Origin of the sequence: Chryseobacterium daecheongense, assembly GCF_003729955.1 — a bacterium.
GTDB classification, from domain to species: Bacteria; Bacteroidota; Bacteroidia; order Flavobacteriales; family Weeksellaceae; genus Chryseobacterium; species Chryseobacterium daecheongense.
On the sequence record NZ_RJTX01000002.1, the window covers coordinates 720,846 to 734,190 of the forward strand.

Here is a 13,345-nt window from a genome sequence, read left to right on the forward strand (position 1 = left end):
TGAAAAATTTTCAATTTGAAGCCTACCATTTCTATCATTGTCGCTATTTTTAACCGGAAGGATGAGCTTTTTGAGCTTTTAACTTCACTCACTCAACAGACTGATAAAGACTTTGAGGTGATTATTGTTGATGACGGTTCTCTGATTGACCTGCAACCCACCATACAGCATTTTGAAGGAATGTTAACCATTAAATACTTCAGAAAAGATAATTCTGGTCCGGGTTTAACTAGAAATTACGGAGCGAGAAGAGCTGAAAATGAATGGCTGGTTTTTGTAGACAGCGATGTTATTGTAGAAAAAGACTACATCGAGAACATCAAAAAAGATATCATTGAAATTCCATGTGATGCTTTCGGAGGGGCAGATAAAGCTCATAAAGGGTTTAATCTGATGCAGAAAGCCATTTCCTATTCCATGACCTCGGTTTTTACAACAGGTGGGATCAGAGGGAATAAAAAGGCGGTTTCCAAATTTCAGCCCAGAAGCTTCAATATGGGAGTTAAAAAAGAAGTTTTCAATCAGGTAGGAGGGTTTTCCGAAATGAGAATAGGAGAGGATCCGGATTTGTCCATGACACTTTGGGAAAATGGATTTACAACGGCTTTTTTTGATGATATTGCCGTGTATCACAAACGTAGAGTAGATTTTGGGAAATTTTCAAAACAGGTATATCAGTTTGGCTGTGCAAGACCTATCCTTAATCAGAGACATCCGAACTACGTAAAACTATCTTTTGCGTTTCCTACACTTTTTCTTTTAGGATATATAATGGGCTTCCTGGAATATTTTGTTCTGGGTAATGGTTTTATACTGGCTTTGTACGGATTATATACTTTCCTCGTGTTTTTCCATGCCTTAATGGTAACAAAAAATATCAGCATCGCCGGAATGGCAGTGATTTCCACATATATTCAAATGTTTTCTTACGGATATGGATTTTTGAAATCATGGATTTTCCTTAATATCTTCAGAATGAAACCTGAAGATGCATTTCCGGGTCACTTTTACAAGAAATAAAATAAAAATCGGCTGAATTATTCAGCCGATTTTCTTTAGTATATTGAAATAGTTTCATGGTTGAGAACGCCTGTTTTTTTCATGCATTCTTTCATTTTTCTGTAGGTTCTCTCGATGTCGTGGTCTAATCCGATAGAGAATCTGATCAAGCCGTCGGAAATTCCCATTGCTGAACGTTCTTCTTCAGGAATTTCTGAGGAAGTTGAGCTTCCTGAGCAAGAGAATAATGTTTTATAGAATCCTAAACTTACGGCAAGATATCCAAGATTTTCCTGCTGCATCAGTTCCATAAGTTCATTGGCTTTTTCGGTAGTTCCGGCATCTAAAGTCAGCAATCCACCAAATCCGTACTCTTCATTCATCATGCTTTTCATCAATTCATGATCCTTATGGGATGGTAATCCGGGATAAGAAACTTTCAAACCGTCTTTTTCAAATCTCTCAGCTAAATACATGGCATTATAGCTGTGCTGTTTCATTCTGATATGAAGTGTTCTCAGGTTTTTTAAGATGCTTGCAGAACGCATACTGTCCATGGTTGGTCCAAGCAGCATACAGGCACCTGTGTTTACATTTTTAGTGTCATTGATGAATTCCTGTGTTCCACAGTACACTCCTCCTACGGTATCACTGCTTCCGTTGATGAATTTTGTTAAACTGTGAATAACGATATCCGCACCCAATAATTGCGGGGAAACGGAAAGAGGGGAGAATGTGTTATCAACAATCAGTTGTAAATTATGTTTTTTACAGATCTCAGATAATTTTTTCAAATCAGCCACTTCAAGCAATGGATTGCTTACTGTTTCACAATAAATAACTTTGGTATTGGGCTGAATTGAATTTTCGATAGATTCAAAGTTGCTGATGTCTACGAAAGTTGTTTTTATATTGAAAGAAGGCAGGAAGTTTTTAAGGAAAGCGTAGGTTCCGCCGTAAATGGTTCTGCTGGAAATAATATGATCATCTGCTTTACAAACCTCCATAAGCACAGAAGTAATAGCACCCATTCCTGAAGCCGTAACATTAGCTGCTTCTGTATTTTCCATCTTTGCCAAAGCCTGGGAAAGATACAGATTCATCGGGGATGAATGTCTTGAATATAAATAGCATCCGTCGGCGTTTCCTTCGAATGTGTCGAACATAGTTTTAGCAGAAAGGAAAGTGTAAGTAGAACTATCTGAAATAGAAGGGTTCACCCCACCAAATTCTCCAAAATATTGCAAATCCTGAATTTCATTTGCGGCATTAAAAGTCTCCATTATTTTTTCTTTTAAATTTCACTCCTTTCCAGAATTATTACAATACTTTCTGTAAATATTAGATGATAAAACTATAATTATGTTATATTGGTGAAAAAATGTTTATTATATTTGAATGTGCTAAACTTTTACCAAAAAATTATCTATGAACTTTGATGAAACTGATAAAAAACTGTTGTCTTTTTTACAGGAAGATTGCAAACAAACCACCAAAGAGCTGTCTTATAAGCTTGGATTATCCGTTACAGCAATTTATGAACGTATAAGAAAACTGGAAAGCAGCGGAGTGATTTCAAAGTATGTTGCGATTCTCGATAAACAAAAAATAGACAGAAATTTTATCATTTTATGTCATATTAAGCTTACCCAACATAAAAAGGAGTATATTCTTCAATTTGAAAAAGAAGTAATGAACTTGGAAGAAGTTACCGAATGTTTCCACGTAAGTGGTGATTATGATTATATCATTAAAATAGGTGTAAAGGATATGGATGACTATCGTAATTTTATGCTGACAAAGCTGACTACTTTACAGCACATTGCAAGTACTCACAGTTCATTCATGATCTCAGAGGTGAAAAATACAACAGCAATTGTTTTGTAATTACACTAAAACGCCGTTCTTCGAGGCAATAGGATCCGGAAGATCTTCGTTTTCGCCTATAATCTGTAGTAAATCGATTTCTATGGTTCTGCAAATAGAAAGCATAGGGACATCAAACATCAATCCTGCAAACGGGTTTTCGGAATAATCTCCTACAAGTTCCATGATGATGTAAATCCAGCCAATAATGATACAGAAAGGAATAGAGGTCCAGATTCCCCAGTCGCCGAGTTTAGCGAATTCATTAACCAAACCTAAAGGAAGCAGCAAGATAAAAAGAACGTTGAAAACGAATGCCGTACTTGCAAACTGCCTTGGAGAAGGGAACTTTTTAATTCTTTCTGCCTGACCCTGAAAACCATAAAACTCATTCAACGTGGTTTGTAGCTGCATTTGATTAAAATCAGAAATGGCTTTGATGTTTTTAAGCGCATTGATATCTTTTGCCTGTTGAGAAATCAGGTAGGTAGCAAAATTTTTATACGTTGCTTGTAGTTCTGCTTCTTCTTCCGATAAATATTTATGAAGGAAAATAGGAGTTCTTCCATAATCGGGGAAACCAGCTTTAATCAAACGGTTACGTCTTTGGTTAACATTGTGATGAGAATGTTCTTCTTCCGCACTGATGTGCTCCCATTCAGTTGGGACCAATAACTGCTCACGGAAAGCATATAGCCAGGCGATGTGGCGATATACAATTCTCTTTTTTCTGTCTTCCAAATCAAAAGTACCTACTTCTTCATTCTCAGTATTAAATGCGGAAACCATGGATGCAAAAGCACGGCTGGAATTCACGATTCCACCCCATATTTTCCGGGCTTCCCAAAGTCTGTCGTAAGCTTGATTGTTTTTAAAACCTACCAAAAATGCTTCCGCTGTACCAATCAGAGCTACGGGAACCCAAGGAATGATCATCCATTGCCAATTGAAAAAATAGAAAAGAGTGGCGATCAATGTACACCAGATCGAGATCCAGATCAGATGAACGCCGGATAAATTAAGTACCTGCCTGTAATTGACATATTTGGTTGTGATCATACATTATGCGTTTTGATGAGACGTTTGGAAAACGTTATTACAAGTTTATTAAAAAAATAAAAAATGAGCATAAAAAAACCTCTAAAAAATTAGAGGTTGATATATTTGATCTAGTACTGTAGCATTTCTTCAATCTTCGCAGCCAGCTTCTCGGCATTAGGAAGCATTTCTTTTTCTAACACCAGGTTAATTGGAACTGCTGGTAAATCTAATGATCCCATGGTTTCCACCGGAGCATCCAGATATCTGAAACAGTTTTTAGAAATACGATGGGCAAAAGCTTCTGCAAAGGAGTTATTCAATTGCTCTTCTGTAAGGACGATGCATTTTCCATGGGCTTTCACTCTTTCAAAAACAAGCTCTTCATCTAATGGAATTAATGTTCTCAGATCGATCACTTCAACTCTCCCGTTAAAGTTTTTAACTGCTTCTTTAGCCCAATATACTCCCATTCCATAAGTCACTACAAGTAATGTTCTGCCTTTATCAGTTTCATCTTTATCCGCTTCAATAATTACTTTTCCTTTTCCGAAAGGTAAAATATAATCTTCCGCCGGCTCTATCGTTTTGGCATCTTCCGTTCCCGGAACCTTACTCCAGTATAGACCTTTATGTTCCAGCATTACCACTGGGTTCGGATCGTAATACGCCGCTTTTAAAAGTCCTTTAAAGTCTGCTGCATTACTTGGATATGCTATTTTAATACCTTTGATATTCGCCAGAATACTTTCAACACTTCCACTGTGATATGGACCACCACCTCCGTAAGCTCCGATAGGAACACGGATGATATTGCTTACCGGGTATTTTCCGTTGCTTAAATAGTTCGATTTTGAAATCTCTGTAATCAATTGGTTGATTCCCGGATAAATATAGTCTGCAAACTGCACTTCAACAATGGGCTTTAATCCAACCGCACTCATACCGGTTGTAGAACCGATAATATACGCTTCCTGAATAGCCGTATTAAATACTCTTTTACTTCCGAATTTCTTTCCTAATGTTACAGTCTCACGGAAAACTCCGCCGATTCTTTCTCCAACATCCTGCCCGTAAAGTAACGCTTCAGGGTGCTTCCACATCAACTCCTGGATAGCATGGATGGCCGCATCTACCATTACGATCTTTTCTCCGTCTTTTGGTTCGCGGGTTCCCACTTCTTCGATAATAGGTGTAGGAGCGAAAATATGATTCGTTACAGTTTCAGGTTTAGGATCCGGAGCGTTTTTAGCTCTTTCAAAAGCTTCTTCGGCTTCTAGTCTTGCTTTTTTGGTGATTTGTTTTAGTAATTCTTCATCCACTCCTGCTTCCAGCAATTGATTTCTTAAAATCTCTCCCGGGTCTTTAGCTCTGTGCTTGGCAAGATCTGTCTCATCTCTATAGAATTCTCTTCTTACCCCTGAAGTATGATGTCCGATTAAAACGGTTTTAGCGCAAACTACTAATGGTTTTCTTTCTGTTCTAACAAAATCAACAGCCTTTTTCATGACCTCGAAACTTTCAGCAAAGTCAGTTCCGTCCACTCTCATTCTGCTTAAACCGGTAAATCCAGCTACAAAATCATAGGCATCACAAGTCCTTGCCTCTTCTTTCGTTACGGAAATTCCCCACTCATTATCTTGAACAAGGAATATGATTGGAAGCTGGTGTAAAGCAGCAAACTGTAATGCTTCACTTACTTCACCTTCAGTCACGGAATTATCACCCAGGCTGCAAATAACAACCGGATTATTTTCAAACTGCTGTAAATTAAAGTCCTGGATATATTTGATTCCCTGTGCAACTCCTGTAGTTGGGATTGTCTGCATTCCTGTTGCTGAGCTTTGATGAATGATTTTCGGCATCTTTTCATCTCTGCTTGAAGGGTGTGAATAGTAAGATCTACCTCCTGAAAAAGGATCATCAGCTTTGGCTAATAACTGAAGCATCAATTGGTAAGGCTCGAAACCCATTCCAAGAAGAATACTTTCGTCTCTATAATATGGAGAAACCCAATCTTCTTTCGTTAATTGATAAGCGGTTGCCAATTGAATGGCTTCATGGCCTCTTGACGTACTATGAACATATTTACAGATATTTCTGTTTTCTTCGTAAATATCGGCCATAGCTTTGGCAAGCATCATATGGTTATAAGCCTTGAGTAAAATTTCCTGAGAAACTTTTTCGTGAAGTGTATTTTCCATAGAAAGCAAAGATACATAAAAAAACAAAATACTAACAAGTGTTAGTATTTTGTTGTATCCTGAATATTTTTTTCTGAATTATTCTTTGATAACCTTCTTAGAAACTACATCTTTATCTGTTTTTACTTCAATGATGTATATTCCTTTAGGGTATGATGATAAATCTACAGACTCTTGGTCATTGTTGATTATTCCATTTTGTAATTTCTTGCCAGAAAGATCATACACATTGAAAGTAGATTTTCTAGGTGCTTTCATGACTTTTACGATGTCCTTAGTAACCGTAGGAGCAATAGTAATTCCATTAGTAATTTCAGCATCTTTAGTACCTAGGACTTGTTGACTGTGACCCGTAACAATAATAGAATAGTTTTGAGGGTTGTTTGACCCTACATTGTCTACCAACGTTCCTTTGTTAGAGATCTCAATTCTATAGTTTCTTCCGGCAACCGGAGCATCGATAACCACTTGTTCTACATTATCAACATTGTTGTCAGCTTTTGTTGCAGGTGTATTTGGACTTGCAGCGTTAAGCTTCCATGGATAATAAATAAGGTTATTGGTTGTATCGATAATTCTAAGATCTAAATCATTAACTAATCTGGATGTTCTGTTATTGTGAATAGTTTGATAAGTAGTAGGAAGGTTTGTATATGCTGGGTCAATCCACGAAATAGTTACCTTTAATGGTTCACTTCCTGACGCCGTTACTAGTTTTTTATTTGAAACTCCACTTGTTAAACTTTCGTTATTAAAGATTACTGTACCATTAGATTTTCCTACTAAAAGTTCAGCACCTTTTTTGGCATCAGCATATCCCCAACCGAATAATGGATCAGGACCAACATTTCCTGCTTCTTTTGCTGAGTGTACTAATAAAGTTTTAGCGGAAGCTGCATTTAAAAGACTTCCGGTAAATAATTGTTTATGAATTTGTGTCCAAAGTCCGATGATCCCAGTAATTACAGGTGCAGAATATGATGTTCCACTACCATTAGTATAGGTCTCACTTCCTGCAGTGCTTGAAGAAGGAGCAAAAACATCAGTACCCGTTGTAGCGATATCTGGTTTGATACCTCCATCATCTCTAGGTCCTGCACTACTGTAGCTTGAATGTACTACATCTGTAGGAGCTGTATAACGAAAATTATTAGTAGTGATAACATCTGTAGCAGCAACTACGATAATATTTTTAGCCAAAGAACCGTTAGTAATACAGTCCGCACCATTACTACAGTTGTTTGGTGGAAGAGTTGCTCCTGCCGGGAATGCTACATAACTGGATCCGCTTCTGTAGTATGCTGAAGTGACTGAACTTCCTGTAGGCCCGTCACCAAAATAGTTACCAGCTGATTTTACAATAATATTAGATGGATTTTGATATACAATATCATCATAATTTGCGTCATTATCTAAATATGCTCCTTGCAGATCATAAGCTGTACCAGCTGTACCTCCCGAATAATAGCCGCTCCAGTACCATGCACTTTGAGGAAGCCCATAGCTAGGCCCCCATAACCATCCTCCGTTACTTCCATATGAATGGTTGGAGATATTCGGGTTTGCTAATAATATTTTATCAAATACATCACTTGCTGAAGATTGTCCTGGCAAAGTGGTATCATCAAACATATAAGAATCGATGGTAGAATTGATGGCAACACCTTTGATGTCTCCACTTAAACCACCACCACTTACGGTTATAGAACGTGCCCCAATAAATCCAGCTACACTTGTTGAGTGTCCACTGTAACTTTGAGTAGAGGCTTCTTTGTTAGTGATTCTTCCGGCTGCATTGGCAAATGCTGTATGGGTTGCAAATACTCTTCCACCATCAAAAATGGTATACTTTATATTTTCACCATTAAAAGCTCCGGTTAATCCTACTACATTTCCTGCAGTATTAAGAGCATCAGTATTAGCATTGTAGCCCTGTCTTATGTCTTCGGTTGTATAGAAGAAAGGATTACCATCAAATACAAAAGCCACTCTTCCCTTTAACTGATCAAGCTTTGCTTTTAATTCTTGATTTTTGTTTAAATCAATAGTACTGTAATTACTATTTATATAGTTTTCAAAAGCTTGTTGTTTTATAGCTTTTTGTTGATCAAATTTTCTATGCAAAGCTTCATTGCTTTGCGCACTTATTAAAGTTATAGCTAATGTACTGACTAAAAGTAAATGTTTCTTCATAACACTTAAAAAATATTGAATAAAATATTAAAAAGCAAATATATACAAAAATATTAAGGTGGATAAATATGATATGGAAAAGTTGAATTATTATTGATAGATTTTTTCTAAAATATTGTTTTTATTAAGTTTTTCATGTTTTTAAATGATGTTGGAAAATAGTGAAAAATTGAAATTGTCTGCTTCCCAAAGACAGTTGTAAAAAAACTTAATATTGAAAAAATTGAAGTAACTTTACATTCTCTTTCTTAAAAAAGTTAGAAAATTATATGTACTTAATTTTTGATACAGAAACCACAGGGTTACCAAAAAATTTCAACGCTCCTCTTTCAGATTCGGAAAACTGGCCAAGAATGGTTCAGATTGCATGGCAATTACATGATGATGATGGAAATCTGATAGAAAACCAGGATTATATCATTAAACCTGAAGGGTATGATATTCCCTTTAATGCTGCCAGAATTCACGGGATAACCACAAAGATTGCCAATGAAGAAGGACGGGATCTGCAGGAAGTTTTGGAAGAGTTTTCTAAAGTTCTGGAAAGGGTACGTGTGGTATCCGGACACAATGTTGAGTTTGATTATAATATTGTAGGTGCTGAGTTTTTCAGAAAAAACTTAAAAGATAATCTTCAGGAAAAGCCAAAAGCAGATACCATGATCCTCGGAACGGATTTTTGCCAGCTTGGAGGCGGAAGAGGTGGAAGATTCAAGCCGCCAAAGCTTGAAGAATTATATGAAAAACTATATGGGAGTAAATTTGATGAAGCACATAATGCAGCGGCCGACGTAAATGCTACAGCACAGGTTTTCTTCGAAATGATGAGGGTAGGGATAATTCCTGCTGAAGTGCTGAAGATTTCCGAAGACCAGCTAAGATATTTCAAAACGCTTTATCCGGACCCGATAAAACCTTTCGGAATAGTGATCCGAAGACAGGTTGCGGACTTCCATAACAAGAAAAAGCAGACCGATTTCGGAAGTATTGATGAAATTGATCTTGGGAAATATTTCAATTTCGACAACCACAGTGTTTTTTCAACATTGATGGCAACGTCGAGCATTTCTGATCTTATCAAGCGAGCTTCGGATGATAATTTCCCTGCTGTAGGAATGGTGGATCTGGGGAATATGATGGGAGCCTTTAAATTTGTTTCTGCCGTAGAATCAGCCAATGCAGACAGAGCTAAAAAGTATAAAGAATATCTTGCCAAAAAGCAGGAAGCAGAAGAAAATGGTGGAGCTTTTAATGAAGAGGAGCCTGTTTTAGAACCTTTAATTCCGGTTGTAGGTTGTGAATTCTATATCTCCGATCGTTATGAACAAAAGCAATTTACCAAAGATGATCCGGATAGAAGAACACAGGTTGTTCTTCTGGCAAAGGACTTCAATGGATATAAAAACCTGGCGAAGCTTTCGAGCATTGGATTTTTAAAAGGATTTTACTTCGGAGTTCCGAGGATCAGTCGTGAACTAATTGCAGAATATAAAGAAGGTTTGATAGCCTTAACTTCCGGGATTCATGGAGATATTCCTGATGCGATCTTAAATACAGGGGAACAAAAAGGGGAAGAACTTTTCAAATGGTGGAAAGAAACTTTTGAAGATGATTTTTATGTTCAGATCCAAAACCACAAACTACCGGAAGAAGAACATTTAAATGAGGTTTTATTATATCTGGCGGATAAATACAATGTAAAGATCCTGGCTCAGAATGAAACTTTTTATACTGATAAAGACGATTCCAATATCCAGGATATTGTAAGCTGTATCAAAGACGGTGAAAAACTGTCAACTCCTGTAGGAAAAGGTTTTGGGAAGCGAAGAGGATTGGCAACCGGTGAATATTATATCAAAAACAGCGATGAAATTAAAGAAGCATTTCTTGCTTATCCGGATGCCTTTGAAGCCTATGAAGAATTTTTGGCTAAATTCAGTCCGTATACATTAAAAAGAGATGTACTTCTTCCTAAATTTGATATTCCTGAGGAGTTTGTTCATCCTGAAGATGAGGTTGACGGAGGAAAACGTGGCGAGATGGCTTATCTTACTTATTTAACTTACGAAGGAGCTAAAAAAAGATATATTGATACAGGGATAACCGATGAAATTAAAGAACGGCTTGATTTCGAATTGGATGTTATTGCCAATACAGGGTATCCGGGATACTTTCTTATTGTTCAGGATTTCTGTAATGAAGCCAGAAAAATGGGAGTGTGGGTTGGTCCCGGACGTGGTTCCGCAGCAGGTTCTGCTGTAGCCTATTGCATTGGAATTACTAATGTGGACCCTATTAAATATGACCTCCTTTTTGAGAGATTCCTGAATCCGGAAAGGATTTCAATGCCCGATATTGATATCGACTTTGATGATGAAGGAAGGGACAGAATTATCAAATGGGTAATTGATAAATACGGACAGAGCCAGGTTGCCCAGATCATTACGTATTCCGTTCTTGGAGGAAAATCTGCTATTAAAGATGCAGGAAGGGTACTGGATGTTCCGATTCCTGAAACTAATAATATTGCCAAATTGGTTCCTTCGACACCGGGAATGAATATTGCAAAGGCATTGTCAAAATATGACAAATTAAAGCCCGAAGAACAGATGCTTGTCGATGAGATGAGGATGGTTCTCAGTAATCCCGAAGATCCACGTTTTGATGTTCTGGAGAGTGCAAAAAAAATGGAAGGATGTATCCGAAATACGGGTATTCATGCTTGTGGAGTAATTATTACGCCGGAAGAGGTAAGTAATCTTGTTCCGGTAACCATTGCTGCAAAAGATGCAGACATTCTTGTTTCACAGTTTGATAACTCCGTTGCAGAAAGTGCCGGGTTATTGAAAATGGACTTCCTGGGTCTTCGTACATTAACCATCATCAAAGATGCCCTGAAGCTTGTTAAAGAAAGGCATGGTGTTGACATTGATCCGGATACGATCCCTCTTGATGATCAAAAGACTTATCAATTATTTAAAGAAGGAAGAACAGTAGGGATTTTCCAGTATGAAAGTCCGGGAATGCAGAAGTATATGAGAGAGCTTAAGCCAACGGTTTTTGCTGACCTTATTGCGATGAATGCGCTTTATCGTCCGGGGCCTATCAAATATATCCCGAATTTCATTAACAGGAAACACGGTATTGAAGAGATTGTTTATGATTTACCTGAAACTGAGGAATATTTAAAGGAAACCTATGGGATTACCGTTTACCAGGAGCAGGTAATGCTTTTATCTCAAAAATTGGCCAATTTTACCAAAGGTGAAGCCGATACTCTGAGAAAAGCGATGGGTAAAAAACAGATTGACGTTCTGAATAAAATGTACCCTAAATTCATTGAAGGTGGACGTAAAAATAATCTTGATGAAACCCGTCTGGAAAAAATCTGGAACGACTGGAAAGCGTTTGCGGAATATGCGTTTAACAAATCCCACTCAACGTGTTATGCGCTGGTAGCTTATCACACCGCTTTTTTAAAAGCGAATTATCCTGCAGAATACATGGCGAGTGTAATGAGTAATAACATCAACAATACAGCGCAGATCACCATGTTCATGGAAGATTGTAAGAGTATGGGGGTGGATGTTTTAGGGCCGGATGTGAATGAATCACAATATAAGTTTTCGGTAAACGAAAAAGGACAGATCCGTTTTGGCCTGGGAGCAATCAAAGGGATTGGGGAAGGACCAAGTGAAGCCATTACTAAAGAAAGAGAAAACGGAAGATTTAAAGATATCTATGACTTCTTTGAAAGAATTCCTTCATCACAGGTTAATAAAAGGGTAGCGGAGAGTTTGGTGATTGCCGGGGCTTTTGATGAATTGGATAAATATCACAGAGGACAGTATTTTGATATCGATGTAGCAGGAAGAACCAATTTGGAAAGGCTTTTAAGATATGGTCAAAGTTTCCAGGAGAGTAAGAATGAGGTGGAAAATTCTCTTTTTGCCGACTTTGCTGAAGAAATCCAGATTGAACAGCCTAAATTGGCTCCTTGTCCTGAGTGGCCGAATATGCATAAGCTTAATAAAGAAAAAGAAATTATCGGATTCTATCTTTCCGCACATCCATTGGATGAGTTCAAATATCAGTTCCAGTTTATGCAGGGACAGCTTTCCAAGAAATCTGTATTGGAAAAAGAAGAAGGTGAAAAAATAGTAGTAGACGAAGCTCCGATTTTGGAACAGGATACGGTGGATGAGGTTGCCGATATTGTGGAGATCGTTTCTGATGAATTACTGACTGGAGAAGAAGAGATTATTGAAGAAACAACAAAAAAAGCAGAACCTAAAGGAAACTTCGGGTTCCTGAATCTTGATGAAGTAGACGCTTATAAAGAGCAGGCATTTAGTAATAAACCACCGGAATTATTCGAAGAGAAGAAAAAAGACTGGAAACAGATCCAAAAAGAGAAAGAAAACGGAGGCGGAGGAAAAGAATTTACTGTAGCCGGATTGATTACAGAATATAGAGTGCAGGATGGTTTTAAAAGTGGAGAGAAGGTTGCTTTTCTTACATTAGAGGATTATACAGGTTCTTATTCTTTCAGGTTGGGAGACAGGGATTATATGCGTTTGAAAGAAAAGCTTGAAGTACAACGCTTTGTGATCTTAAAAATAAAGTTTGCACAAGTAAAAGACGGCCGTGTATTCGTGAACGTAAATGAGGTAATTGAGCTTAAAGAAGCATTTGAAAGATTTGCTAAAAGTATATCTTTGGTCATGGATGTGATGGATTTCAGAAAAGAAGATTTGGAGTTTTTCAGAAATGTTCTTGAAAAAAATAAAGGTGAGCAGAAATTAAAATTCTATCTTAAAAACATTGAAGATGATTCCCATATAGAGCTTCAATCCATGAAATATTCTGTTGATCTGAATGGAGATCTCATTAAGGAAATTCAATTACTCAATAAATATGAGTTTTATTTAAACTAAAAATTGATTTTTGTAGAATAATATTAATAAAAGACAGCTTATGCTGTCTTTTTTATTTGAATGTAAAAATTAGAGTTATTGTTATATATTATTGATTTTCAATTTATT

The 13,345-nt window shown here is 37.2% G+C and carries 7 protein-coding genes; 3 read left to right on the forward strand and 4 right to left on the reverse strand.

All coding sequences use genetic code 11. The annotated features are described in order from the left end of the window. Nucleotides 1–15 precede the first annotated feature (15 nt). Complete coding sequence (locus EGI05_RS11815; protein WP_123263220.1) at nt 16–1,020, forward strand: glycosyltransferase; 1,005 nt, start codon at nt 16–18, stop codon at nt 1,018–1,020. A gap of 35 nt (nt 1,021–1,055) precedes the next feature. Here EGI05_RS11815 and EGI05_RS11820 read toward each other — a convergent pair whose 3' ends face one another. Further along, entirely contained in the window at nt 1,056–2,282 is a 1,227-nt protein-coding gene (locus EGI05_RS11820; protein WP_123263221.1) for an aminotransferase class I/II-fold pyridoxal phosphate-dependent enzyme, read from the reverse strand. 145 nt (nt 2,283–2,427) lie between these two features. Here EGI05_RS11820 and EGI05_RS11825 point away from each other — a divergent pair, with 145 nt between their 5' ends. Continuing rightward, nucleotides 2,428–2,886 carry an Lrp/AsnC family transcriptional regulator gene (locus EGI05_RS11825; protein WP_123263222.1) on the forward strand — a complete coding sequence of 153 codons (459 nt, stop codon included), beginning with the start codon at nt 2,428–2,430 and terminating at the stop codon, nt 2,884–2,886. On the opposite strand, the gene EGI05_RS11830 is transcribed toward EGI05_RS11825, so the two are convergent. The 3 genes from EGI05_RS11830 to EGI05_RS11840 form a co-directional block, all read right to left on the reverse strand. After that, on the reverse strand, nt 2,887–3,924 hold the full coding sequence (locus EGI05_RS11830; RefSeq protein WP_123263223.1) for a bestrophin family protein: 1,038 nt from the start codon (nt 3,922–3,924) through the stop codon (nt 2,887–2,889). A gap of 110 nt (nt 3,925–4,034) precedes the next feature. Further along, the gene (locus EGI05_RS11835; protein WP_123263224.1) at nt 4,035–6,107 is read right to left on the reverse strand and encodes an alpha-ketoacid dehydrogenase subunit alpha/beta; all 2,073 of its coding nucleotides are present in this window, start codon (nt 6,105–6,107) and stop codon (nt 4,035–4,037) included. Between the two features lie 78 nt (nt 6,108–6,185). Then, nucleotides 6,186–8,300 carry a S8 family peptidase gene (locus EGI05_RS11840; RefSeq protein ID WP_123263225.1) on the reverse strand — a complete coding sequence of 705 codons (2,115 nt, stop codon included), beginning with the start codon at nt 8,298–8,300 and terminating at the stop codon, nt 6,186–6,188. Between the two features lie 269 nt (nt 8,301–8,569). Between EGI05_RS11840 and dnaE the strand changes: the two genes are divergently transcribed. Continuing rightward, entirely contained in the window at nt 8,570–13,237 is a 4,668-nt protein-coding gene (gene dnaE, locus EGI05_RS11845) for a DNA polymerase III subunit alpha (RefSeq protein WP_123263226.1), read from the forward strand. The last annotated feature ends 108 nt before the right edge of the window (nt 13,238–13,345 follow it).